20 protein-coding genes are annotated in these 24,261 nt (G+C 64.8%); 8 read left to right on the top strand and 12 right to left on the bottom strand.

From position 1 onward, the window contains the following. Positions 1–3 precede the first annotated feature (3 nt). Positions 4–360, bottom strand: a complete 357-nt coding sequence (locus AC0L2F_RS26225; RefSeq protein ID WP_063995155.1) for a hypothetical protein — start codon at positions 358–360, stop codon at positions 4–6. Positions 361–541: 181 nt separating this feature from the next. Between AC0L2F_RS26225 and AC0L2F_RS26220 the strand changes: the two genes are divergently transcribed. Further along, positions 542–766, top strand: a complete 225-nt coding sequence (locus tag AC0L2F_RS26220; protein WP_007595594.1) for a hypothetical protein — start codon at positions 542–544, stop codon at positions 764–766. Positions 767–1,042: 276 nt separating this feature from the next. On the opposite strand, the gene AC0L2F_RS26215 is transcribed toward AC0L2F_RS26220, so the two are convergent. Further along, on the bottom strand, positions 1,043–1,699 hold the full coding sequence (locus AC0L2F_RS26215) for a glutathione S-transferase family protein (protein WP_007613727.1): 657 nt from the start codon (positions 1,697–1,699) through the stop codon (positions 1,043–1,045). 169 nt (positions 1,700–1,868) lie between these two features. Between AC0L2F_RS26215 and AC0L2F_RS26210 the strand changes: the two genes are divergently transcribed. After that, positions 1,869–3,092: a polyhydroxyalkanoate depolymerase gene (locus tag AC0L2F_RS26210; RefSeq protein ID WP_473250369.1), complete on the top strand. Its 1,224-nt coding sequence runs from the start codon at positions 1,869–1,871 to the stop codon at positions 3,090–3,092. A gap of 10 nt (positions 3,093–3,102) precedes the next feature. Here AC0L2F_RS26210 and AC0L2F_RS26205 read toward each other — a convergent pair whose 3' ends face one another. The 6 genes from AC0L2F_RS26205 to AC0L2F_RS26180 all read right to left on the bottom strand — a co-directional run bounded on the left by AC0L2F_RS26205 (position 3,103) and on the right by AC0L2F_RS26180 (position 11,043). Continuing rightward, on the bottom strand, positions 3,103–4,971 hold the full coding sequence (locus tag AC0L2F_RS26205; RefSeq protein WP_473250368.1) for an ABC transporter ATP-binding protein: 1,869 nt from the start codon (positions 4,969–4,971) through the stop codon (positions 3,103–3,105). A gap of 201 nt (positions 4,972–5,172) precedes the next feature. Beyond that, entirely contained in the window at positions 5,173–6,099 is a 927-nt protein-coding gene (locus AC0L2F_RS26200) for a 2-hydroxyacid dehydrogenase (protein ID WP_473250367.1), read from the bottom strand. 12 nt (positions 6,100–6,111) lie between these two features. Then, positions 6,112–7,440: an NAD(P)/FAD-dependent oxidoreductase gene (locus tag AC0L2F_RS26195; RefSeq protein ID WP_473250366.1), complete on the bottom strand. Its 1,329-nt coding sequence runs from the start codon at positions 7,438–7,440 to the stop codon at positions 6,112–6,114. A gap of 58 nt (positions 7,441–7,498) precedes the next feature. After that, positions 7,499–8,374: an ABC transporter permease gene (locus tag AC0L2F_RS26190; RefSeq protein WP_473250365.1), complete on the bottom strand. Its 876-nt coding sequence runs from the start codon at positions 8,372–8,374 to the stop codon at positions 7,499–7,501. 2 nt (positions 8,375–8,376) lie between these two features. After that, positions 8,377–9,327 carry an ABC transporter permease gene (locus AC0L2F_RS26185; RefSeq protein WP_063995150.1) on the bottom strand — a complete coding sequence of 317 codons (951 nt, stop codon included), beginning with the start codon at positions 9,325–9,327 and terminating at the stop codon, positions 8,377–8,379. A 27-nt stretch (positions 9,328–9,354) separates the two neighbouring features. Next, positions 9,355–11,043 carry a peptide ABC transporter substrate-binding protein gene (locus AC0L2F_RS26180; RefSeq protein WP_473250364.1) on the bottom strand — a complete coding sequence of 563 codons (1,689 nt, stop codon included), beginning with the start codon at positions 11,041–11,043 and terminating at the stop codon, positions 9,355–9,357. Positions 11,044–11,262: 219 nt separating this feature from the next. On the opposite strand from AC0L2F_RS26180, the gene AC0L2F_RS26175 reads away from it, so the two are divergent. The 4 genes from AC0L2F_RS26175 (at position 11,263) to AC0L2F_RS26160 (ending at position 15,519) form a co-directional block, all read left to right on the top strand. Beyond that, on the top strand, positions 11,263–11,895 hold the full coding sequence (locus tag AC0L2F_RS26175) for a cupin domain-containing protein (RefSeq protein ID WP_473250363.1): 633 nt from the start codon (positions 11,263–11,265) through the stop codon (positions 11,893–11,895). A 140-nt stretch (positions 11,896–12,035) separates the two neighbouring features. Further along, positions 12,036–13,877: an ATP-binding protein gene (locus AC0L2F_RS26170; protein WP_473250362.1), complete on the top strand. Its 1,842-nt coding sequence runs from the start codon at positions 12,036–12,038 to the stop codon at positions 13,875–13,877. Between the two features lie 77 nt (positions 13,878–13,954). Next, on the top strand, positions 13,955–14,404 hold the full coding sequence (locus AC0L2F_RS26165; protein WP_007595617.1) for a cupin domain-containing protein: 450 nt from the start codon (positions 13,955–13,957) through the stop codon (positions 14,402–14,404). Positions 14,405–14,445: 41 nt separating this feature from the next. Beyond that, positions 14,446–15,519, top strand: a complete 1,074-nt coding sequence (locus tag AC0L2F_RS26160) for a hypothetical protein (protein WP_473250361.1) — start codon at positions 14,446–14,448, stop codon at positions 15,517–15,519. Between the two features lie 22 nt (positions 15,520–15,541). On the opposite strand, the gene AC0L2F_RS26155 is transcribed toward AC0L2F_RS26160, so the two are convergent. Then, on the bottom strand, positions 15,542–15,727 hold the full coding sequence (locus AC0L2F_RS26155; RefSeq protein WP_473250360.1) for a hypothetical protein: 186 nt from the start codon (positions 15,725–15,727) through the stop codon (positions 15,542–15,544). 73 nt (positions 15,728–15,800) lie between these two features. Between AC0L2F_RS26155 and AC0L2F_RS26150 the strand changes: the two genes are divergently transcribed. Continuing rightward, positions 15,801–16,994: an efflux RND transporter periplasmic adaptor subunit gene (locus tag AC0L2F_RS26150; protein ID WP_473250359.1), complete on the top strand. Its 1,194-nt coding sequence runs from the start codon at positions 15,801–15,803 to the stop codon at positions 16,992–16,994. 12 nt (positions 16,995–17,006) lie between these two features. Further along, entirely contained in the window at positions 17,007–20,162 is a 3,156-nt protein-coding gene (locus tag AC0L2F_RS26145) for an efflux RND transporter permease subunit (protein ID WP_473250358.1), read from the top strand. Between the two features lie 124 nt (positions 20,163–20,286). On the opposite strand, the gene AC0L2F_RS26140 is transcribed toward AC0L2F_RS26145, so the two are convergent. From AC0L2F_RS26140 to AC0L2F_RS26130, 3 genes are all read right to left on the bottom strand, one after another. Next, positions 20,287–22,554 (bottom strand): cation:proton antiporter domain-containing protein, encoded by a 2,268-nt coding sequence (locus AC0L2F_RS26140; protein WP_473250357.1) that lies wholly within the window; start codon positions 22,552–22,554, stop codon positions 20,287–20,289. A 17-nt stretch (positions 22,555–22,571) separates the two neighbouring features. Then, positions 22,572–22,796 carry a hypothetical protein gene (locus AC0L2F_RS26135; protein WP_473250356.1) on the bottom strand — a complete coding sequence of 75 codons (225 nt, stop codon included), beginning with the start codon at positions 22,794–22,796 and terminating at the stop codon, positions 22,572–22,574. Between the two features lie 257 nt (positions 22,797–23,053). Further along, on the bottom strand, positions 23,054–24,226 hold the full coding sequence (locus AC0L2F_RS26130) for an MFS transporter (protein ID WP_473250355.1): 1,173 nt from the start codon (positions 24,224–24,226) through the stop codon (positions 23,054–23,056). Positions 24,227–24,261 lie beyond the last annotated feature (35 nt).

Genomic DNA, 24,261 nt, shown 5'->3' with positions numbered 1-24,261 from the left:
CGCCTATTTCGCCGCATCCTTCGCCGGTGGCGCATCCTGCTTCTTCTTCACATCCTCCGCGGTCTTCGCCTGCGCGGCCTGGAGATCGCCGAGCGTCTTCTGCAATCCGGCCACGGTCGTCTTCAACGCATCGATCTGGCGAGCCGCGGCGTCCAGCTTTTGCTGGTGATCGAGGTTCAGCTTGGTGATCGTCTTCTGGAGGAAGTCGACGTTGCTCTGGAGGCAGCTGGTGCGGCGCTCCATGGTCTTCTCGACGGTGCAGATCTCGATGCCGGGCACGTCCTGCGCGCGGACCGGCGCAATCGCCAGCGTGGCGAGCAGTGGCATCGCGAAACAGACGCCGGCGCTTCGAAGCAACATGCAGGTTCCTCGTCAAATCAATCACGGCAATGTGCGCTTTTTGCACGCGGCCTGTCGAGGCTACCACACTCGCACCGCATTCTCGCGTTGAGCTTGCAGCTGTTCCCTCGGACGGGGAGCGATGATCTGCACGCGGAGGAATTGGGCGCTCCTTCCGCGGCTTTGTTTAGGGGAGTTTTTGATGGCAACGCGCGACAGACGACTGGCGGAATTCGACGGCGCCGGAGAACCGCCGCCTGGCCTTGCAGTCGAAGTGCTGTGCGAGGACCACAGCGGGACCTATCAGCTGCCGTTCGCCTGCCGCTATGTCGAGGGACGATGGCAGAACCACACGGCCGGTGTCGCAGTCGAAGCTACCGTCATCGGCTGGCGCGTCCCGCGCATGAAGCATTCAGGCGTGGCCTGAGCACTGATTTGTCTCAAAATGCAACGGGGCCGCGTCCCGCCTTAACCTTCGGAACGCGGCCCGAACGAATCACGTCCGAATCAGTCGCAGGGGCCCGTACGCGCCTGTTCACGGCTAGATGTCGCAACTGGCCACCAGGCGCACACAATATCTGCGCAGCGCCTGAGCAGGGCCAGCCGGCCACCGGCGTCAAAAGTTAACGGCTTCAATGACATGACCGCTGGGTGCGACGGTTGGATGCTCGCTCCCAAAACAGGCAGATGGCACCCGGCCTGCCTAATATTCGACCTCAAGCTCCTCGATCTCGGCCGGCTCGTCCCTTGCCGCCGCGATCCATTCCTTCATCTCCGGCATGGCCATGATGGTATCGGCATAGGCCTGCAGCTGCGGCTCAAGCTTGACGTTATAGGTCACGAAGCGCGTCACCACGGGGGCGTACATCGCGTCAGCCATGGTGCGGGTCTCGCCGAACAGGAAGGGCCCGCCCGATTTGTCCAGGCAGTCGCGCCAGATCGCCCAGACGCGATCGATGTCCGCCTGCGCGCGCGACCAGATCTTGAAGCCGGGGAAGTGCCCCTTCAAATTGACCGGCAGCGAGGCGCGCAAGGTGGTGAAGCCTGAATGGATTTCGCCGCAGATCGAGCGGCAATGCGCGCGCTGAACGCGATCCCTAGGCAACAGCCCGGCATCCGGCATCGCCTCGTTGAGATATTCGGCGATCGCCAGCGTGTCCCACACGATCGCACCGTCGTGCCGCAGGCATGGCACCAGAATCGACGACGACAACAGCAGGATTTCGGCGCGCGCCGACGCGTCGTCCGGGGCGGTGACGATCTCCTCGAAATCGAGCCCGGAAAATTTCGTCAGCAGCCAGCCACGCAGCGACCAGGACGAATAGTTCTTGCTGCTGATGGTCAGTGTCGCCTTCGCCATGTGGCCTTCCCTCACGCCTGTGACTCGCACCCCGCCCGGACTGCAGGGGTGCGCACCGCCTGTGCTTCCCGCGAAGACAGCAGCAAGCGACGTGCCAATCTCGAGGGCAGCCCATCCCGGGTTTGGCTTCGATATTGCATAGCAGCACGGGACAGGTGGGCGTTTCAGTATGATGTCGATGTATTATCAGGCCTTTCAGAACCATATGGACCTGACGGCGCCGTGGCGGTCGGGAGCTTCGTCCGCGCTCAAATTCCTCAATCTGGTGCCGCAGGGCTTATCGGATCAGGTCGTCGGCCGGCTGTCGGCCGCGCTGGAGCTGATCTCCCGGTCCACCCTCACCTATCACCGCCCCGCCTACGGCATCGACAGCGTCATGGTCGGCAATCGCGAGGTCGCCGTGACCGAGGAGATCGCTTACGCGACCCCGTTCGGCTCGCTGCTGCGCTTCAAGAAGGAGGGCGTGGGCGAGCAGCCGCGCATGCTGCTGGTGGCGCCGATGTCCGGCCATTTCGCGACGCTGCTGCGCGGTACCGTGAAGACGCTGCTCCAGGACCACGACGTCTACATCACCGACTGGCACAATCCGCGCGACATTCCCCGCAGCGAGGGCCGTTTCGGGCTCGACGACTACACCGAGCATCTCATCGACTTCCTCGGCCAACTGGGCCCGCGCCCGCATATGGTCGCGATCTGCCAGCCCTCGGTCTCTGCACTCGCGGCCGCCGCGATCATGTGCGAGGGCAACCATCCTTCGCGACCGGCGACGCTGACGCTGATGGCCGGCCCGATCGACACGCGCATCCAGCCGACCAGGGTCAACGAATTCGCCAAGAGCAGGCCGATCGACTGGTTCGAGCAGAACCTGATCAACTACGTGCCGATGCAGTGCCGCGGTGCCTTGCGGAAAGTCTATCCCGGCTTCGTGCAACTCACCGCCTTCGTCTCGATGAATCTCCAGCGCCACATCAAGCAGCACATCGATCTCGCCGATCACATCGCCAAGGGCGAGAAGGAGAAGGCGGCCAGCATCAAGACCTTCTACGACGAATATTTCGCCGTGATGGACCTGCCGGCGGAATTCTACATCGAAACCGTGCGCGACGTGTTCCAGGAGCATCTTCTGCCCCAGGGCAAGCTGATGCATCGGGGACGTCCGGTGAACACCAAGGCGGTCAGCCGCATGGGGCTGATGACGGTGGAGGGCGAGAAGGACGACATCTGCTCGATCGGCCAGACGCTGGCCGCGCAAGACCTCTGCACCGGCGTGCGCGCCTATCGCCGCGTCCACCACATGCAGGCCGGCGTCGGCCATTACGGCGTGTTCTCGGGCAAGCGCTGGAACAACGAAATCTACCCACTGCTGCGGGATTTCGTGCACGTGAACTCCTGAAGCGCTTGCCTCAGACCGACCATTCCTCGCCCCAGACCTGGACGACGTGGCCCGGCGACACCTCGCGATATTGCCGAACGGGCGGCTGATAGTCGGGCGCGCGCACCGGGCTTCTGATCTCGTCGTTCGCTACCTCGCGCCTGGTGCCGCGGCGCGCTGGATCGGGCACCGGCACGGCCGCCATCAGTTTCTTCGTATAGGGATGCTGCGGATTGCCGAACAAGGCCGCGCGCGGACCGGTCTCGACGATCTCGCCGAGATACATCACCGCAACGCGATGGCTCATGCGCTCGACCACCGCGATGTCGTGGGAAATGAAGAGATAGGCAAGCCCCATGCTGGCCTGAAGGTCCAGCATCAGATTAACGACCTGCGCCTTGACCGAAACGTCGAGCGCCGAGACCGCTTCGTCCGCGACGATCAGCTTCGGTCCGAGCGCGAGCGCGCGGGCAATGCAGATGCGCTGGCGTTGGCCACCGGAGAATTCGTGCGGAAAGCGCGCGGCCATGTCGGCGGTGAGACCCACGCGATCGAGCAGATCGGCGACCCTCTCCCGCGCCTGCGACGCCGAGGCGAGCCCGTTGGCGAGCAATGGGGCCGCAATCGCCGTTCCCACCGACATGCGCGGGTTGAGGCTCGCGAACGGATCCTGAAACACGATCTGCATCTGCTTGCGAAAGTCGCGCAGGGTGCGGGCATTCATCGCCAGCACATCCTGCCCGTCGATCAGAACGGTGCCGCTGTCCGGCTCCGTCAGCTTGAGAATGGAGCGGCCCGTCGTCGACTTGCCGCAGCCGGATTCGCCAACCAGCGCCAGCGTCTCCCCGGCGCGCAAGGAGAAGGAGATGTTCTCGACCGCATGGACGCGGCCCGAGACCTTGCCGAACAGCCCCGAGCGGATTGGAAAGCGCGTCGTGAGGTTGGAGACTTCGAGCAGCGGTCGCTCGGCAATCGAAACCGTATCGGGCGTCTCCGCCGGCTCGTCCGAGGTCCCCGTCGCCTTGTCGACGATCGGGAAACGCATCGGCCGCGTCCGCCCGTCCATCGAGCCGAGGCGCGGCACGGCCGCGAGCAGCGCCCTTGTATAGGGATGCGAAGGAGCTGCGAAGATGCGCGAGGTATCGTCGGTTTCCACCGCCCGGCCGCCATACATCACCACGGTGCGGTCCGCGATCTCGGCAACCACGCCCATGTCGTGGGTGATGAAGAGGATCGACATCTCCTCTTCCTGTTGAAGCTCCTTCAGAAGCTCCAGGATCTGGGCCTGGATCGTGACGTCGAGCGCTGTGGTCGGCTCGTCCGCGATCAGCAGCCTCGGCTTGCAGGCCAGCGCCATCGCGATCATCACGCGCTGGCGCATGCCGCCGGAGAAACGATGCGGATGCTCGTGGAAGCGCGATTTTGCAGCGGGGATGCGAACACGATCGAGCAAGCGGATGGTCTCGGCCTCCGCCGCCGCGCGCGACAGACCGCGGTGCTGGATCAGTGCTTCCGCAATCTGGAAGCCGATGGTCAGCACCGGATTGAGGCTCGTCATCGGCTCCTGGAAGATCATGGCGATTTCGTTGCCACGAACATCCTTCATGCTCGCTTCGGGCAGCGTCAGCAGGTCGCGACCGGCAAGCCGGACGCTGCCTTCGACCCGGCCGTTCTCCTTCGGAATGAGCCGCATGATCGAGAGCGCGGTGACGCTCTTGCCCGAACCGGACTCGCCGACGATCGCCACGGTTTCCCGCGAGGCAATATCGAACGACACGTCGCGGACGACGGGACTCCATTGCCGTTCGCGCATGAAGGACGTCGTCAGGCCGGAAACCGACAGCACCGGCGACTGCGCGTTGGCAGCGACCTGCTCGGATGCATTTGCGCCGATGCTCATGTGAAAAATCCCGCGCATGCCCCAGCCGAGGTGCGCGCCCTCCCCCGCTTGCGGGGGAGGGTTGGGGAGAGGGTGCTTCCACCAGCGAGGACCCCGAAGAGGAGAGAGCCCTCACCCGGCGCTACGCGCCGACCTCTCCCGCAAGCGGGAGAGGTGAACCGGGTTCGTGGCTGCACTGATGTCACCATCATCATCGCATCCTCAGTAGCCGCGCGTACGGTCGACACGCCCCGGCAAATCCTCGCCGCGGCGGTGGCGCGCGATCACGTCCAGCACGAAATCGACAGCCGTATCCGGCGTCGTCATGCTGGCGTTGTGCGGCGTGATCAGGATGCGCGGGTGGCTCCAGAAAGGGTGACCCGCGGGCAGCGGCTCCGGCTCGGCGACATCGAGGACGGCACCCGACAACGCGCCGCTGTCGAGCGCCGCGAGAAAATCGGCTTCGACCAGATGCGGGCCACGCCCGACATTGACGAGCGACGCGCCGCGCGGCAGGCGCGCGAACAGATCCGCATCCAGGATGCCGCGGGTCTCGTCGGTCAGCGGCAACAGGCAGACGAGAATGTCGGTCTGCGCAAGGAAATCCGGCAACGTCTCCATGCCCGCGTAACAGGCGACGCCCTCGATCTCGCGCGGCGAGCGATTCCAGCCGAGAAGTGGAAAGTCGAAAGCTCTGAGCCGTTCGACCACGGCCTGGCCGAGCTGGCCGAGGCCCATCACACCGACGCGCCGCCGCTTCGCCGGCGTGATCCGGATCTCGCGCCAGACCTGCGCCTTCTGCTGGCCGATGAAGTACAGGAGGTCGCGATGCAGCGCGAGCACCGCCATGGTGACGTATTCGACCATCGTCTCGGCAATGCCCGGCTCCAGCATGCGCACCAGCGGAATGTGCGGCGGAACTTTTGACGCGTCGAACTGGTCCACGCCCGCACCGACCGAGAAGACGAGCTCGAGATTTGGAAAAGTCGTCGCGATGTCGTCCGGCGGCACCCACGCCACGAGATAGTGGACGTCGACGGGATCGCCGATGTCGGGCCAGAGCCGGAATGGCAGATCGGGCGCGCGCTCGGCGAAGAAGCCCGCCCACTCAGCGCCCCGAACCATGTTGGCCTTGTACAGAACCGTCATGCCGCCAAACCCTCAGAACGGGCTGACCGGCGCGAGCCGGCGGCCGTCGATCAGGCGCTTGTGGCTGTAGGCCGCGGGATCGACCAGCGGCGTCGCGCCCGTCACGATGTCGGCGGCGAGCTTGCCGGCCGCAGGACCAATGCCGAAGCCGTGGCCGGAGAAGCCGGTGGCGAGGAAGAAGCCGGGCAAGGCGTCGACCGGCGAGATGACCGGAATGGTATCCGGCGTGCAGTCGATCGTGCCGCCCCACGCTTCCGCGATCTCGATGTCCTTCAATTCAGGATTCGACCTGATCAGCGAAGCCAGCGCGGCATTGACCAGCGACATGTCAGGCGCGGGATCGCGAACGCGCTCGGTCTCGAACGGCGACGGCTTGTCCAGGCTCCAGCTCGTGCCGCGCATGAGCTGGTCGAAGAAGGATTTGCCGAACGACAGTTTCAACCCGTTCTTGCGATGCAGATAGGTCGGCCAGAAGGTCCGCGCGTAGCGGAACAGATCGGGCGACAGTTCGACCGTGCCGCGGTTGCGTAGCGCCAGCGTAAAGCCGCCGTCGAGGCGGCGGCGGATGCAATAGAAGTCGGTGCCGAGCGCGCCGGAGGTGATCTCCGGCCCCGGCGTGGTCCGGCACGCGGTGGCGTTGACGAGGCCGATCGGCAGCTCGATGCCGTGGCGGCGGCAGAACAGCGACGACCAGGCGCCGCCGGACAGCAGCACCGATTGCGTGCGAATGGTGCCCTTCTCCGTGACGACGGCGCTCACCCGTCCGCCTTGCGTCTCCAACCCACGCGCGGCGCAGCCCTGATGAATGGTGACGCCGTGCTTTCGCGCGGCGGTCGCAAGCGCCGGCACCGCCATCGACGGCTCGGCGCGCCCGTCGCTCGGCGTGTGCAGGCCGCCGACCCATGTCTCGGCGTTGCCGGGCAGGCGCTCGGCGACCTCCGCCGGCGTCAGCACCGTGGAGTGGACCTGCATCTCGCGCGCCGTTGCGGCCCATCGCTCCCAGCTGGCGAGCTCGTCCTTGCTCTTGGTCAGGAACAGCACGCCGGTACGACGGAAGCCGGCATCGACGCCGGCATCGTTCTGCATGTCTTCCCACAGGCGCAGCGCCTCGCGGGCCAGCGGTATCTCCTCACGCGCACGCCCCTGCTGGCGGCACCAGCCCCAATTGCGGCTCGACTGCTCGCCGCCGACATGGCCCTTCTCGACAAGGGCGACGGAGAGGCCCTTTTTCGCGAGATGATAGGCCGCGGAGACGCCGATCACGCCGCCGCCGATGACGACGACATCCACCTGCGCCGGCAGGCGTTCGTCACTGTTTATGCGGGTGAGCGGCGGGGACATGGGACACTCCAGATATTCAATTCGATCGCGACAGCTCGGCTCGTCGCTGGTTTGCAGATCATGGGATGTTCATCCGCGGGTCGAGCGCGTCGCGCAAGCCGTCGCCGAGGAAGTTGAAGCTCGTCACCGCCAGCGTGATGGCGAGGCCCGGCGCAATCGCGAGCCAGGGCGCGCTGGTGAGATAGATCTGCGCATTGTTGAGCATGTTGCCGAGGCTCGCGGCCGGCGGCTGGATGCCGTAACCGAGATAGCTGAGATAGGATTCCAGCAGAATTGCCTTGGCGACGTTCAGCGTCGCCGCCACCACAATCGGCGCAATAGCGTTGGGCACGAGTTCGCGGAACATGATCCGCAGGTTCGACGAGCCGAACGCGAGTGCAGCAACCGCAAACTCGCGTTCCCGCAGCGAGCGCACCTGGGCCTCGACGACGCGGGCCACCCACATCCAGGCGGTTGCCGCGATCAGCACGGTAGTGGTGACGAAGCCGGGCTCGATGAGCGCCGCGAGCGCAAGCAGCAGGAAGATGGTCGGAAAGCACAGCATGGCATCGACGAGCCGCATCAGCACCGCGCCGACCACGCCGCCATAGAACCCGGCGAAGGCGCCGACGACGATGCCCACCGCCATCGCGATCACCATCGCGACGAAGCCGATCGACAGCGAGACACGCGCGCCCATCATCAGCCGCGCCAGCACGTCGCGGCCGAGCTCGTCGGTGCCGAGGATGTGCGCGCCCGACAGCGGCGGTGCGAACCGCTTCATGATGTCGATATAGGTGTCGTCGAACGGCAGGAGGTACGGGCCGAATGCCGAACCAAGGATGAGAAGCAGAATGATCAACGCGCCCGCGAGCGCAAGGCGATGCCGGCGGAAGCGCCGCCACGCCGCCTGGCCCGGTGCAAGTTGATTGGTGGAGAGGGCCGCAGTCGCCATGCCTAGCCCACCCGGATGCGCGGATCGACGACGGCATAGAGGATGTCGGCGAGCAGCGACCCGATCAGAACCATGATCGCCGAGAACATCAGGATGCCCATCACCACGGGATAGTCGCGATAGCCGATCGAATCGAGGAACAGCCGGCCCATGCCGGGCCAGGTGAACACGGTCTCAGCGACCAGCGCACCACCGAGCAGCGTCGGAAACTGAAGGCCGCCCACCGTGATCATCGGCAGCAGCGCGTTGCGCAGGGCGTGAACCGTAAGGATTCGCCATTCCGGCATGCCCTTGGCGCGCGCGGTGCGAATGTAGTCCTGGTTAATGACTTCGAGCATCGAGGAGCGCATGAAGCGGCCCCACATCGCGGTCTCGACCAGCGCCAGAACGAGCGCCGGCGCGATGAGATGATGGAGCAGATCGAGCGGCGAGCCGTCGCCGACGGTCTGCCGGTTGCCGGCCGGCAGCCAGCCGAGCTTCACCGAGAAGACATAGATGGTGACGAGGCCGAACCAGAAGGTCGGGATCGACAGCGCGATCATGGCGCCGACGGTTGCGAGCGAATCGAACAGCGAATAACGGCGCAGCGCACCGAGCACGCCGATCCAGCAGCCGAGCAGCACCGCGATGATGGTCGCCGTCGCCATTAGCTCAAGTGTAGCGCCGAGATGCGACGAGATCACCGCCAGCACCGCCTCGCCGTCGCGATACGAGCGGCCCCAATCGCCCCTCAGCATCCGGCCGAACCAGTCGAGATACTGGATCGGCAGCGAACGATCGAGGCCAAGCTGCCGGGTGACGCGATCGAGATCCTCCTGCGTCATCTGCGCGGACGCCGCGAATTGCGAGAGCGGACCGCCGGGCGCCAGATGCAGGATGGCGAAGCCGATCGCGGACACGATCACCAGCAACATGATCGCCTGCGCCAGGCGATTGGCGACGTAACGGGCCATCTCAGGCGATCTCGCGCACCTGAACCATCAGGCCCAATACCATTCGCGGATGTTCCAGCAGTTGATCGACATGTTGATGTTGGGGCGGAAACCCTGGAGCCCTTCCTTCACGCCTTCGGCGATGAAGCCCTGGAACAGCGGCAGGATCGCGAGGTCGTCGCGTATGAGCTTCTGCAGATTGCCATAGGTCGTCTTGCGCTGCGCCAGATCGAACTGCTTGGCACCTTCGGCGAGAAGCCGATCCGCCTCCGGGTTGCGATACTGATAGGTGTTGTAGCCGCGGCCACCCTTGGCAGGAATGGCGCCGGAGCCGAAGCGGGGCGTCACATCGGGGTCGCTGCCGAGCATGAAATTCACCCCCACGATCACCGAGTTGAATTTCGATTGCTGCCAGAAGTCGCCCCAGATCACGGCGGCCGGCATGTTGTTGACGCGCATCGCGGCACCGATCGCGCGCCAGTCCTGGATCAGCAACTGCTGAGTCTGCTCGCGTACCGCGTTGCCCGACGTCGTGGAATTGGCGAATTCGAGCTTGACCCCGCCCTTCTCGCGCACGCCGCCGGCGCCGCGGACCCAACCGGCCGCATCGAGCAGCGTGTTGGCCTTGGCCGGATCGTATTTGTGCTGCGGCAATCCCTGCTGGAACGACCAGGCCTGTTGCGGCACGAAGCTTTCGGTCTGCGTCGGCAAGCCGTAGTTCAGGGCGTCGATGATCGCTTGCTTGTTGATCGCGAGATAAAGCGCCTCGCGCACCGTGCGGTCCGCCAACGCGCCGAACTCCAGATTCGGTGCGATGTGCTCGACCGAGGACGTCGAGGAGACGAAGATCTTGCGGCCCTTCAGCGTCTTCGCTTCCTGCACGAAGTTCGGCAGAATGCCTTGCAGGCCAGTGTAATCGACCTGGCCGGTGCGGAACTGGGTGTAGAGCACGGTGAGATCTGGAATGTATTTGAACACCACGCGTTCCACATACGGCCCCTTGCCGTGATAGCCGGTGTGGGCATTCAGCTGAATGTGGTCGCCCGGCACGCGCTCGCCCCAGCGGAACGGTCCGGTGCCGACAGGCGCATTGTGGAACGGCGAGGCGTTCGGATCGGTCACCTTCTCCAAAATGTGCTTGGGCACGATGAAGGTCAGCGATCCCAGGATCGACATGTAGGGCGAATAGGGAGCTTCCATGCGCCAGTGAATCTCGTCCGGCGCGACGACCTTGATGTCCTTCACGAGGCTATGGCCGACGCGGCTGCGCGCGCGGAAATCGGGATTGTTGATCAGCTCCAGCGAGAACTTGACGTCGTCGGCCGTGAACGACGTGCCGTCGTGCCATTTCACGTCGCTGCGGAGCTTGATCTTCCAGGTCAGGCCGTCGGCCGAGAGGCCGCCATTCTCGATCGTCGGGACCTCGCGGGCCAGGTCGGGAACGAATTTGCCATCGGGGTCGATGAACCAGAGCGGCGAGAACACCTGCCACCAGATGCCCTGATCAACTTCGATGCCCGGCATCAGGGGATGAAAGACCGTCGGCTCCTGCGACAGCGCCGCGATCACCTGCCCGCGCGGCTTTTCAGGCGGATGGGTCGGGCGTTCGGTCTGCGCGAATGCGTTGCCTGAAAGCGTCCATCCCACCGCGCCCGCGCCGAGCTGAAAGATCTGACGGCGATTCGGACTGCCGAGATGCAGTGCCCCAACGCCGAACTTCCCGGTGTCGTCCGCCATGACCACTCTCCGTTGTCGCACGTGGCACCGTCTCCCGCGCCCCCGAGATCCCCGGCAAAGGGACAGGAGTGGGCTTTAGTGCTTCTAAATTTTTCTATCAAAAGTTCATCACGACTAAATACAGCTGTCAATCGTATTGCTAGGATGCGCGACCTTTTCACTTCGACTGAAGCTCCGGACCGTCGTTGTCCGGGCTGAGATGATGCATGGGAGAGCGACATGGATGGTCGCCGCGAGATCAACGATCCGAAGGATGCCCCGGCGATCGAGGCCGACGATGCCGTCGACCAGCGCCTCGGCGAGACCGTGCGGCTATTGCGGCAGCGTGCGGGCCTGTCGATCCAGGACGTCGCCAACAAGACCGGCCTCTCCAACGGCATGATCAGCCAGCTCGAACGCGCGCGCGCCATGCCGTCGATACGCACGCTGCGCCTGCTCAGCATCGCGCTCGACGTTCCCATCTCCTATTTCTTCGAGACCACCGATCCCGCCGACGTGCAGCGCTATATCGTGCGCAAGAACAGCCGGCGCCTGCTCCGGCTCACCGCCAGCGGCGTCGTCAAGGAAGCGCTGACGCCGGCAGACAAAGGCCAGCTCGAATTCTACGAGCTCACGCTCAATCCCGGCGCCTCGTCCGGCACCGACTTCCTGCAGCACACCGGCGAGAAGGCGGGCTACATCCTCTCGGGCAGCCTGCGACTGTGGCTCGACAACCAGGCCCATCTGCTCGAGGCCGGCGACAGCTTTCGCTTTCCGAGCATCGTACCGCACATGTTCGACAACCCGACCCAGCAGACGGCCCGCGTGATCTGGGTGACGACGCTACGCCAGACCGATTCGCCGGCAGGTTGAAGCGCCACCATCCGGCCCTGTCGCAAATTGTCCCTCGACGCCGTCGCGGGGAATCTGTAGCTCACATCTGTAGCTCACGTGGAGCCGGACATTGACAGGGTGGACACCGGGGTCCGCGACTGACGCGTTGGTGTGAGACCATGAAACTCAGGGGGCTTCTGACACTCGCGATGGCCGCGCAGGTCATCGTGACCGCGGCGGCTCTCCTCGTCTCCTATGCCGCGACCGGCATCGGGTTTGGCATTGCCCAGATTGTCGCCCTGCTCGCAAGCGGCGCCATTGCCGTCCTGCTCGCTCGTCTGTGCACGCGGGCGATCGAAACCGCGCAGGAAAAACGTGCCGCCGCGCAACTGGCCGAGCAGGCGCGGGCCAGCGCACAGATGACGCAAGCCGTCATCAAGACCGCGCTCGATGCCTTCGTTCAGACCGACCAGAACGGCATCGTGCTGGAATGGAGCCTTCAGGCCGAGGCCCTGACCGGATGGACGCGCAAGGAGGCGCTCGGCACCGACGTCGTCAACCTCCTGATCGCCGAGCCGCTGCGCGACGGCTTCAGGCAACGCATGATGCGGCTGCTGCCCGAACTGTCGGATACGCCGATCGGCATCCGGTTCGAAGCGACCTTGCTGCACCGGGACGGCGACGAGATCCTGATCGAGGCGTCCAGCACGGCGCTCCACATTGGGGGGCGCACCCTCATCAACAATTTCGTCAAGGACGTCACCCGGAAGCGCGCCGCCGAGGAGCAACTGATCCAGGCCCAGAAGATGGAGGCGGTCGGCCAGCTCACCGGCGGCATCGCCCACGAATTCAACAACATGCTCACCGTGATCACGGGCACGATCGAGATCCTCGCCGATGCCGTGAAGGATAATCCGCCGCTCGCGACCATCACCAAGCTGATCAGCGACGCGGCCGATCGCGGCGCCGCGCTGACGTCGAGCCTGTTGTCCTTTGCCCGCAAGCAGGCGCTCAAGCCGTCCGAGAGCGACGTCAACGAACTGCTCGAAGAACTCGCAAAGCTGCTTCGGGCAACCTTCGACAAGAAGATCGAGATCGTGACCCGGCTCGACGGCAACATCTGGCTCGCCCTGGTCGATCGCGGCCAATTGAGCTCGGCGCTTCTCAACCTCGCGATCAACGCTCGCGACGCGATGCTGGACGGCGGCAGACTGACGCTGACGACGCGCAACGTCGTGTTCGGCGTCCGCGAGGCCGTGGCGGTCGGGGCCGGTTATGCCGGCGACTATGTCGAGATCGAGATCGCCGACACCGGCACCGGCATTCCGCCGGCCATTCTGGAGCGGATCTTCGATCCCTTCTTCTCGACCAAGGACGTCGGCAAGGGCACGGGGCTAGGGCTCAGCATGGTGTTCGGATTCATCAAGCAGTCCGGCGGCGGCATCAAGGTCGCTTCCGAAGAAGGACGCGGCACGATTTTCACGATCTACCTGCCGAAGGCGGAGGCGAGCACGCTTCGCCCGACCGGATATGACGAGCGCAAGGTCGTGGGCGGGACGGAAACCATCCTTTGTGTCGAGGACGACCGCGACGTCCGCCAGTACGTCACGGTCCAGCTCGAAAGCCTCGGCTACAAGGTCATCCCGGCCGCCAATGCGGCCGAGGCGCTCGCCATCGCCGCCGAAGGCACACCCTTCGACCTGCTTTTCACCGACATCGTGATGGCCGGCAGCTTGAATGGACGAGAGCTCGCCGACGAGATGGTCGCAGCGCGCCCCTCGCTGCGGGTGCTATTCACGTCGGGCTATGCCTACGACGCCCCGCATGCGCAGGGACGCGCCACAAAGGGCGCGCCGCTTCTGGCAAAGCCCTACCGCAAGGCCGAGCTCGCGCGCATGCTGCGCCGCTCTCTCGACACCGCCGTCGACGACGCGGGCGATCCGATCCCGACGCCCTATTCCGTGCAGGCCGATCTCGAAGGCTTTCTGCGCAGGCAGGCGGCTGAACGCGACAGGCATTAGTACGAGTCTTGCGCATGGACAGCGCATGGCTGCTGCGCAACACTCCGTCTCAGTTACAATCCCATTGGAGGCGAGCCATGACTGCACTCGAAAAGGGCATCACCGCGAACGGTACGGGCTATGGCGGCAAGACCTGGAACATCCTCGGACAGGTCTATTTCCCGAAGGCCGTCACCGAGTCCACCTTCGCGTTCGAGACCAACAGCGATCCAGGCCAGTTCGTGCCGGTGCACATCCATCCGACCCAGGACGAATTCATCCTGGTGCAGGAAGGCACGCTCGACCTCAAGCTCGACGGAAAATGGGTCAAGGCCCATGCCGGCGACCTCGTGCGCCTACCGCGCGGCATCCCGCACGGCTATTTCAACAAATCCGACAAACCCGCCCGCGCGCTGTTCTGGGTCTCGCCGATGCAGAAGCTGGAGGCGCTGTTCAACCAGCTCCATGACCTGACTGACCCGGCCGAGGTCGTGCGCATCTCGGCGCTGCACGAGGTCGACTTCCTGCCGCCCGAAGCCAACGACTAGGCTACGATCCCCCAACCGACGAATCGTTGGGGGAACCGGCCATGCCTGCACGACGTCAATTCCTCGCCATCATCGCCGCGCTTGGGCTGCTCCTCACGACGTTCGTCCCGAGCCGGGCGCAAACGCTTACGAGCAGGCAATCGGAGGCGGTTGCGACCTACGAGCGTGCGCTCGGCGATTTCAAGGCGATTCTGGCCGAGCGGCGCCGCCAGATCGAAGCCAAGCAGCCGCTGCCGAACCTGCCGGGCCAGGCGCTGTATCTCGCACGCGTCGCCGTGATCAGTGCCTACAAGGATCTCACCGACGCTATGCCGTCGCGGATCGGCAGGCCCAACAAGTTCGAGATACCACCGGCCTATTTCGATGCCGACATCGAGCCGCTGGTCGACGAATACTCAAAGCTGTTCGAGATCATGGAAGCGCCGCCGGCCGGCGCGCAGGACTCGGCGACGCCGTTCAAGGACGTGGTCGATCTCGCGGTCGCGATCGCGCGCGCCAAGGGGCTTGCGCCTGACCACGCCGAAGCCGCGGGCCGGATCAGCCTCGGGCTGTTCTTCGCCGAGACCAACGGCAAGCAGAACGTCCGCAACGGGCGCTCGAACACCTATATGGGCAGCTTCCAGACCGGCCCGTCCGAGGACCGCAACGGCCGCAGGAAATGGGACGCCATCAAGGGCGAGATCGCGGCCACGGATCCCGGGTTGAGCGCGCGGGACGACAAGGAGGAGGCGCGGGCCCGCGGCACCGATCATCGCTTCAATCACTGGACCAACGTACGCGATGGCCTGATGAACGCACATGCAGATATTTTCCGGGAGATCCCGGGAATCGTGAAGACGCTGCCCGACCCGATCGACCAGATGAAGCTGTTCGAGCTGATCCAGATCGTTCCCACGCCAACACGGTCGGCGCTCAAGTCGGGCGATCTCCTGAACTACAGGGTGTCCAGTCCGACGATCATGAAACACCTGCGCAACAACAGCATCTTCGCATTCGGACAGGCCGACCGGGCGCGCACCTCGGCGAGCTTCCGGGAAATCCTTGGCGCAATGTGGCTGTTCAAGCGGAAATTCGAGAAGGCGATGGCGAAATATGCGGAGATCAAGCCGCGCTGAGGTCGCGGGTTGCGGCGGGACATCAAACCCTCATGGTGAGGAGCCCGCCGTTGTTGATATAGGCGTTGCGCAAGGTGCCGTTCGTCACCGCCTCGTTCATGAATTTGGCGACGAACGTGAGCGCTTGGGGATGACCGAGCGGCACAGCGACTGGCAAAACTGCCAAAGGCCACAGCGCAGGCTGTCGTGCAAGGCCGATGACTGCCATGGCTATGGTGTTCCACGTTCGGGCATTTGTTGGTAGCCTCCCGCCCCGACAGACAGCAACCGGGGGCCACCGAATGACCTGCGCGAATCCCGCCTCTCCCGCACGGCGCAACGGAGCGTGGAGACATGTCGGGCGAGCACTGGCCGCCGCGATGGCCGTGGCCGCGCTCACCGGCTGCGAGGACAAGAACACGTTCGTCGCCCCGCCGCCGCCCAAGGTGGACGTCGCCGCGCCCGTGCAGCGCCCGGTGACGCGGTATGTCGAGGCCACCGGCAACACCGCGCCGGTCAAGAATGTCGATCTCGTCGCGCGCGTGCAGGGATTCCTGCAATCGATCGACTACCAGGACGGCGCGTTCGTCAAACAAGGCACCCAGCTGTTCACGATCGAGCCCGAGACCTACAAGCTCAAGCTCGATCAGGCGCAGGCGGCCGAGGCCGGCGCGCAGGCCTCGGTCCGGCAGGCGGAAGCCGACTACAAGCGGCAGAGCGATCTCGTGCAGCGCCAGGCCGTCTCGCAGGCCACGCTCGATAGTTCGACATCGAATCGCGACAACGCACAGGCGAACCTCCAGCAGGCCCAGGCCAACACCCGTCTCGCCGAAGTCAACTACGGCTACACCAAGGTGAGCGCACCATTCGACGGCGTCGTCAGCGCGCATATGGTCTCGATCGGCGAACTCGTCGGGGTCTCCTCGCCGACTCAACTCGCCTCCATCGTTGCGATGGACCCGATCTATGTGAACTTCACCGTCAACGAGCAGGACGTGCTGCGCATCCGCGCCGAGGCCGCCCGCCGGGGGCTGACCGCCGCCGACATGAAGCAATTTCCTATTCAAGTCGGCCTGCAGACCGAGGCCGGCTATCCGCATGAGGGCAAGCTCGACTATGTCGCCCCGACCCTCACCCAGTCGACCGGCACGCTCGCGGTGCGCGGCCTCGTCCCCAACGACAAGCGCGTCCTGCTGCCCGGCTATTTCGTCCGCGTACGCGTGCCCTTCACCCAGGAGAAGGACGCCCTGCTCGTGCCCGACACCGCGCTCGGCAGCGATCAGGGCGGCCGCTATCTCCTTGTCGTCAACGGCGACAACGTCGTCGAGCAGCGCAAGGTGCAGATCGGTCCCGTCGACAACGGCCTGCGCGTGATCGAAAGCGGGTTGAAGCCGGAGGACCGCGTGGTGACCGCGGGTCTGCTGCGGGTGATTCCGGGCCAGAAGATCGATCCGCAGGTGACGAAGATCGAGCAGCCGCAGGCGTCTGCCAAGTAAGGAGCGCCTGCCATGATCTCAAAGTTCTTCATCGAGCGGCCGGTCCTCTCGAACGTCATCGCGCTGCTGATGATCCTGATCGGCGGCGTCGCGCTGTTCAACCTCGCGATCGCGCAATATCCCGACGTGGTGCCGCCGACGGTGCAGGTCACGACGCGCTATCCCGGCGCCAGCGCCAAGACCGTGATCGACACCGTTGCCTTGCCGATCGAACAACAGGTCAACGGCGTCGAGGACATGCTCTACATGCAGTCCTACAGCGGTTCGGACGGCACCTATACGCTGACCGTGACCTTCAAGATCGGCACCGACCTCAACTTCGCGCAGGTGCTGGTGCAGAACCGCGTCTCCAGCGCGCTGTCGCAATTGCCGCAGTCGGTGCAGAACCAGGGCGTCACCGTGCAGAAGCGATCGACGTCGATCCTGCTGTTCGTGACGCTGACCTCGCCCGACAAGACGTTCGACAGCCTTTATCTGAGCAACTACGCCACCATCAACCTGCGCGACGAACTCTCGCGCCTGCCCGGCGTCGGCAACGTCACCGTGTTCGGCGCCGGTCAGTATTCGATGCGGGTGTGGCTCGATCCGAACAAGCTGCAGGTCCGTGGCCTGGTGCCGCAAGACGTCATCCAGGCGATCCAGCAGCAGAGCCAGCAGGTCTCCGCCGGGCAGGTCGGCGCGCCGCCGACACCGTCGGGACAGGCGTTCCAGTACACCCTCAACGTCAACGGCAGGCTCGACGATACCACCGAGTTCGAGAACATCATCGTCAAATCGGGCACCAGCGGCGACGTCACGCGGGTGCGCGACGTCGGCTGGGTCGAGCTCGGCGCGCAGACCTACAGCCAGATCTTCTCCCTGAACAAGCAGCCGGCCACCGGCATCGGCGTGTTCCAGTCGCCGGGCGCCAATGCACTGCAGGTCGAGCAGGCCGTCGAAAAGAAGATGGCGGAGCTTGCGAAGGCCTTCCCGCAGGGCATGAAGTACGACACACCGTTCGACACAACCAAATTCGTGCAGGCCTCGGTCCACGAAGTCTACATGACGCTGATCGAGGCAGGCCTTCTGGTGCTGGTCGTCATCCTGGTGTTCCTGCAGGACTGGCGCGCGATGCTGGTGCCGGCGACCACGGTACCCGTCACCATCATCGGCGCTTTCGCCGCCATGGCCGCGCTCGGCTTCACCATCAACATGTCGACCCTGTTCGCGATCGTGCTCGCGATCGGCATCGTCGTCGACGACGCCATCGTCGTGGTGGAAGGCGCTGCCCACAACATCGAGCAGGGGATGAACGGCCACGACGCCGCGATCAAGGCGATGGACCAGCTGTTCGCGCCGATCGTCGGCATCACGCTGGTGCTGATCTCGGTGTTCCTGCCGGCCTCGTTCCTCGCGGGCCTCACGGGCCGGATCTATTCGCAATTCGCACTGGTGATCGCGGCAACCGCGCTCTTGTCCGCCATCAACGCGGCGACGCTGAAGCCGACGCAATGTGCGCTCTGGCTGCGGCCGACCGTGCCGCCCGCGCAGCGCAATTTCTTCTACAGGGGTTTCAACGCCGTCTATGACCGCGTCGAGCGCGGCTACACGAGGCTGATCGGCTTCCTGTGCAGGCATGCCACGATCTCGGTCGCATTCGCGCTGGTGCTGATCGGGATCGGCGGCTATGGACTGTCGCGGGTGCCGACCGGCTTCCTGCCGATCGAGGACCAGGGCTATCTGATCGCCGCCGTGCAATTGCCCGACGGCGCCGCGCTGGAACGGACCCAGAAGGTGCTCGATAGAGCGAGCGAGCTCATCAAGGACACGCCTGGAGTCCAACAGGTCATCACCATCGCCGGCATCTCCGCGCTCGACAATAGCGCCAGCCTTGCCAATGCCGGCGTCGCCTACATCATCCTGAAGGACTGGGACGCGCGCAAAGGACCGGGCGAGGATCTGCGCTCGCTGGTCTACGGGCTGAACGACAAGCTTGCGGTGATCATGGAGGCGCGTACGCTGGTGCTGCCGCCGCCGCCGATCCAGGGCATCGGCAACGCGGCCGGATTCTCGATGCAGGTCGAGCTGCGCGACGGTAACAGCGATTTCGCCAAGCTCCAGGCCATCACGGGCGCGATGGTCTCCAACGGCCAGAGCCAGAGCGCGCTGCAGCGCGTCCAGTCCTCGTTCCGCTCCTCGGTGCCGCAGTTCAACGTCGAGATCGACCGCATCAAGACCCAGACGCTGCACGTCACGACGGACCAGGTGTTCGCGGCGCTGTCGACCTATCTCGGCTCGTCGTATGTCAACCAGTTCAACAAGTTCGGCCGCGTGTTCCAGGTCTACACCCAAGCCGATCCCGCCTTCCGCGTCACCGAGCGCGATATCGCCAACATGATGGTGCGAAACTCGAACGGCGACATGATCCCGATCGGCACCGTCGCCACGATCACGCCGGCCACCGGCCCCTCGCTGATCAGCCTCTACAATCTCTATCCGTCCTCGACCGTCATCGGCCTGCCCGCACAGGGCTACTCCTCCGGCCAGTCGCTCAAGCTGATGGAGGAGATCGCCGACAAGACGCTGCCGCCGGGCACCGGCTACGAATGGACTGCGATGTCCTATCAGGAGAAGGCCGTCTCCAACCAGATCTACTGGGTGTTCGGGCTTGCCATGCTGCTGGTCTATCTGGTGCTCGCCGGCCAGTACGAGAGCTGGTACGCACCGATCTCGGTGATCCTGGCGGTGCCGCTGTCGTTGCTCGGCCCCATGCTGATCCTCAACGGCCTGAAGATCGACAACAACCTCTATTGCCAGATCGGCCTGATCCTCCTGATCGCGCTGTCGGCCAAGAACGCCATCCTGATCGTCGAGGTCGGGCTCGAGCTGCACGGCCGCGACGGCAAGCCGGTGCTGGAATCCGCGATTGAAGCTGCGCGCGCCCGCTTCCGCCCGATCCTGATGACGTCGTTCGCCTTCATCCTCGGCGTGGTGCCGCTGGTGATCGCGACCGGCGCCGGCGCCAGCGCGCGCAAGTCGATCGGCATCACGGTGTTCTCGGGCATGCTGGCCTCGACCTGCCTCGCGGTGCTGTTCGTGCCGGCGTTCTTCGTGGTGGTGCAGCGCTTCGAGAACTGGCGTGCGTCGAAGAAGACGCCGAAGGCGGTGGCTGTGGCCGGGGTGAAGTAAACGACACGGCTATCTACCACAGCCGTCATTGCGAGCGCAGCGAAGCAATCCAGACTCTTTCCACGGAGAAACTCTGGATTGCTTCGTCGCAAGGGCTCCTCGCAATGACGGCAAGGAGACCCCGTCACGCCTTATCCGCCGCCACCTGCCGCGCCTCGCCGCTCGAGACCAGGAGCACCGAGACCTTTGCCTGCCTGAGCACGGCGTCGGCGACGCCGCCGAAGGAGAGGTGATCGGCCTGGATGCGATCGACGCCCATCACCACGAGATCGACGTCGGTGGTCTCGATCTCGCGCAGGATCGCCGCTTCAGGCGCCCGGTTCGCGCGCAAGGTCGTGGTGATGTCGACCTCGTAGCGGGCGGCGAGATCGCTGGCGTCCTTCAGGATGCCGGCCTCCTGGTTCAGACCACGCGAGGCGCCGCGCTGAGCGCCCTTGTCGCGGGTCGTCGCGACATAGATCACCCGGAGCGAGCCTGATCCCGCCTGCGCCAGCGCGACCGCGACCTCGGCGCCGCGCTTGGAGACGCCGCTGCCGGAGACTGGAACGAGGATGTTGAGCGCCTCGGGTATCGGCTGCTTCAGGTGCTTGCCCTTGGCCGCCACGATCGCGAGCGGTCCTTCGAACTTCGCTGCGATGTCCTCGATCTTGCGGTCGAATCGATCCTTGGTAGCCGCGACCTTGTCGATGCCGACGACAAGGAGATCGAAGCCCTTCTTCGCTTCGTCTCCTATCGCCTCACCGAGCCCGGATTTGCGGACCCGCGTCGTGACATCGACGTTGCGGACATCCTGGTCACCGCTCGCTGATACCGCTTCAGCCGCCTTCTTCACCACCGCTTCCGGGCTTTCCTCTTCGTCGCGGCCCTTCTCCTGCTCCTTGGCGCGCTTGCCGATGTGCAGCACCGTGATCGGCAGGCCGCGCATGCCGGCGATCAGGCCGGCGATGTGGGCGGCGAAGCTGGCGTTGACGCTCTCGTCGATCGCGAGCAAGGGACGTTCGAGATTGGCGACGAAGCCGCGCTTCTCGAACTCTTCACGCTCCAGGCGCTCCTTCTCGTCCTTGTTCATCGGCAGCTTCGCCAGCGCCGCGCGCAGCATCGGCGGCATTGCCATCGTGGTCACGATCGCCATGGTCACGATCATCGTGAACAGGTTCTGGCTGAGCACGCCGATCGAAAGACCGATGCTCGCGATAATCACCTCGGTCGAGCCGCGCGCGTTCATCCCGCTTGCGAGCGCCAGCGACTCCCGTGTGTTCAGCCCGCCCACGGTTCCGCCGACGAAAGCGCCACCGAACTTGCCGACGCTGGCGATCACGACCAGCAGGCCGGTGAGCATCAACAGATGGGGATCGCGCAGCACCGTGAGGTCGGCGCTCAAGCCGGCGAGACCGAAGAACACCGGCATGAAGAAGCTCGAGATCAGCCCGCGCAGGCGCTCGTCGATCTGCCGCGTCAGGATCGGGGACTCGCCGACCAGAATGCCGGCGACGAAGGCGCCGAGCACGGTGTGGACGCCGATCAGATGCGTGATCAGCGCCATCACGCTCATCAGCAGCAAGATCACCGTGATGACGGGCGCGGTGCTGACGAGATTGTCGTTGGCCCAGCGGATCAACTGAAATGCGAGGCGGCGGCCGATGGTGAAGCTGATGGCGAGAAAGGCCAGCGTGCCAAGCACGGCTTTTGCCACCGAGGCGATATCCAGCGTGCCGTGCGAGGCCAGGCTGAAGATGACGGCGATGATGATCCAGCCGATGGTGTCGTCGATGACGGCGGTCGCGACGATGATCTGGCCGACATTGCGGCGCATGAAGTTCATCTCACGGACGACCACCGCGACGATCTTTACCGAGGAGATCGACAGCGCCGTGCCCATGAACAGCGACGCCACCAGGCGGGCTTGCGGATTCGGCAACAGCGCGTCCGGCAGGAACTCGCCGAGCGCAAAACCGCAGGCGAAGGGCACGAGAATGCCGGCGATCGAGATCGCGATCGCGGCCTTGCCGACCTTCCTGACCAGCTTCAGGTCGGTCTCCATGCCGGTCAGAAGCAGCAGAAGCAGGATGCCGAACTGCGCGATGCCGTCGATCATCGCCTTCTGCTCGGGCGTGCTTGGGAAGATCGCGTGCTGCGCGTCGGGCCAGACCCAACCGAACAGCGACGGCCCGAGCAGGATGCCGGCAAGCAATTCGCCGATCACCGAGGGCTGGCCGAGGCGCTGCATGATCTCGCCGAGACCGCGGCCGACCGCGATCAACAGCACGATCTGCGCCACCAGCAGGAATTCCGAGGGACCGGCCGATTTGCCGCCCTCGGCACTGGCTGCAATGGTGGTGAGGACAAGCGCCGCGGGGACAAGGCCGACCGGTCGGAGCAGGCTCCACTGCATGCAGGAATGTTCCCCCTTCATCTGGCCCGGCGAGGTGCCGGGATGACGGGGATAGAACCCGCGGCAGGCAACCGGAGTTCCTTGAGTTCGCGGCCGGTTAAGGGGGCAACACCAAAAAACGCGAAAACAACCCCATGCACAGTAGGGATGAGGTTGAAAAGGCTGGATAAAATTTTGTCTTTGCCGAAATCAAGTTTCGTCTTTGCCGAAAATGCTTGCTCCGTCGGGCAAAACACTGGCATGATGGCATCATCGGCAGACTAAGCAAGCCGCCGCCACATCCCCCCGTCATTGCTTCGTCGCTACGCTCCTCGCAATGACGCGTGGAGAGAGTGCCGGCCTTATGCCCCGCTCGTGCCCCGGACGCAGCGCAGCGCCTCTTCGGCGGTGCGCTGCAGAGCCGGGGCCCATGCGGCACCGGAATTCGCAGCGTCTGGGTCCCGGCTCTGCGCAGCAGCGTTGCACGCTGCAGCGCGTCCGGGACACGAGAGCACTCCCCTCACACTGCCCGCGGTGTCCTGATCTCGCGCGGGAGAATGATCGCGGCTGCGATCGCGAGCAGGCAGAGTGCGGCGAAGGCATGCAGCATGGTGACGAAGCCGCCCTGCTCGTAGAGCCAGGCGACCAGGCCGACGGACGCGCCGGCGGCGGTGAAGCCGATGAAATAGCGCACCGCATAGGCGCGCGAGCGCCATTCCTCGCTGGTGTATTTGCCGACCATGGCGTCGTTGACCGTGACCTGTCCGAACGCGCCCATGACGATGCCGATCGAGACGAGGATCAGCGGCAGATTGGACAGGCTCGCGGCCAGGTACAAAAACGGCGCCAGCATGAAGGACAGCGGCAGCGCCACCGTCTTCAGCGAATAGCGGTCGAGCAGCCGGCCGATCGTGTACTGCGTCATCGCGCCGAACACGTAGACGCAGGCGGCGATGACGCCGAGCAGCGCCGGGCTTTTGGTGAGATCGGCGAGCCGCTCGGCGAACAGCTTTGGCAGCGCCACGGTGACGGCGTTGAACGTGGTGGAAATCGCGATCACCACGATCAGCAGCGACAGGATCACGCGCCACATGTCCTGCTTGGCGACCCGCGCCTGCGCTGCCGCCTGCTTCGAGCCCTTGCGGTCCTCGTGCACGATCATCATCGCAAACGCGATGCCGATCAGGATCGTGACGATGCCCGGGACGATGAAGGCGAACCGCCAGCCGAGATACTGGCCGATCACGCCGGTGACCAGCGCCGACGATGCGACGCCGAGATTGCCCCAGACGCCGTTGATGCCCATCTCGCGGCCGAGCCTGTCGGCGTAGGAGACGATCATCGCAGTGCCGACGGGATGATAGATCGAGGCAAAAATGCCGATCGCGAACAGCGCCGCGCCGAGCTGCGCCTGCGTCTGCACGAAGCCGACGGAGATCATGGAGGCGCCGATGCCGACGAAGAAGATCAGCATCATGTGGCGGCGGCTCCAGCGGTCGCCGAGCCAGCCGGTGAGCAGCGAGCCCGCCCCGAAGGCGACGAAGCCCGGCGTCGCATAAGGCAGGAGTTCCGAATAGGCCATGCCGAGCGCCGGTCCCATGATGATCACCGCGGCGGCGAAAATCAGCATCGCGTAATGGTCGATGAAATGGCCCGCATTGACGAAACTGATCACCCGGCTGGGGCTGTTCATTCCGAATCCTCTCCTGCTCCGAAATGAGTTATATG

This window comes from Bradyrhizobium sp. Ken64 (genome assembly GCF_055807555.1).
This window is presented reverse-complemented; position numbering and strand designations above follow the sequence as displayed.

Coding starts and splice junctions, on each gene's coding strand:
- AC0L2F_RS26170 (WP_473250362.1), top strand. CDS start 12,036: ATGAAACTCAGGGGGCTTCTGACACTCGCGATGGCCGCGCAGGTCATC.
- AC0L2F_RS26160 (WP_473250361.1), top strand. CDS start 14,446: ATGCCTGCACGACGTCAATTCCTCGCCATCATCGCCGCGCTTGGGCTG.
- AC0L2F_RS26150 (WP_473250359.1), top strand. CDS start 15,801: ATGACCTGCGCGAATCCCGCCTCTCCCGCACGGCGCAACGGAGCGTGG.
- AC0L2F_RS26200 (WP_473250367.1), bottom strand. CDS start 6,099: ATGACGGTTCTGTACAAGGCCAACATGGTTCGGGGCGCTGAGTGGGCG.
- AC0L2F_RS26215 (WP_007613727.1), bottom strand. CDS start 1,699: ATGGCGAAGGCGACACTGACCATCAGCAGCAAGAACTATTCGTCCTGG.
- AC0L2F_RS26205 (WP_473250368.1), bottom strand. CDS start 4,971: ATGAGCATCGGCGCAAATGCATCCGAGCAGGTCGCTGCCAACGCGCAG.
- AC0L2F_RS26195 (WP_473250366.1), bottom strand. CDS start 7,440: ATGTCCCCGCCGCTCACCCGCATAAACAGTGACGAACGCCTGCCGGCG.
- AC0L2F_RS26155 (WP_473250360.1), bottom strand. CDS start 15,727: ATGGCAGTCATCGGCCTTGCACGACAGCCTGCGCTGTGGCCTTTGGCA.
- AC0L2F_RS26225 (WP_063995155.1), bottom strand. CDS start 360: ATGTTGCTTCGAAGCGCCGGCGTCTGTTTCGCGATGCCACTGCTCGCC.
- AC0L2F_RS26220 (WP_007595594.1), top strand. CDS start 542: ATGGCAACGCGCGACAGACGACTGGCGGAATTCGACGGCGCCGGAGAA.
- AC0L2F_RS26140 (WP_473250357.1), bottom strand. CDS start 22,554: ATGCAGTGGAGCCTGCTCCGACCGGTCGGCCTTGTCCCCGCGGCGCTT.
- AC0L2F_RS26185 (WP_063995150.1), bottom strand. CDS start 9,327: ATGGCCCGTTACGTCGCCAATCGCCTGGCGCAGGCGATCATGTTGCTG.
- AC0L2F_RS26165 (WP_007595617.1), top strand. CDS start 13,955: ATGACTGCACTCGAAAAGGGCATCACCGCGAACGGTACGGGCTATGGC.
- AC0L2F_RS26180 (WP_473250364.1), bottom strand. CDS start 11,043: ATGGCGGACGACACCGGGAAGTTCGGCGTTGGGGCACTGCATCTCGGC.
- AC0L2F_RS26175 (WP_473250363.1), top strand. CDS start 11,263: ATGGATGGTCGCCGCGAGATCAACGATCCGAAGGATGCCCCGGCGATC.
- AC0L2F_RS26130 (WP_473250355.1), bottom strand. CDS start 24,226: ATGAACAGCCCCAGCCGGGTGATCAGTTTCGTCAATGCGGGCCATTTC.
- AC0L2F_RS26210 (WP_473250369.1), top strand. CDS start 1,869: ATGATGTCGATGTATTATCAGGCCTTTCAGAACCATATGGACCTGACG.
- AC0L2F_RS26145 (WP_473250358.1), top strand. CDS start 17,007: ATGATCTCAAAGTTCTTCATCGAGCGGCCGGTCCTCTCGAACGTCATC.
- AC0L2F_RS26135 (WP_473250356.1), bottom strand. CDS start 22,796: ATGCCAGTGTTTTGCCCGACGGAGCAAGCATTTTCGGCAAAGACGAAA.
- AC0L2F_RS26190 (WP_473250365.1), bottom strand. CDS start 8,374: ATGGCGACTGCGGCCCTCTCCACCAATCAACTTGCACCGGGCCAGGCG.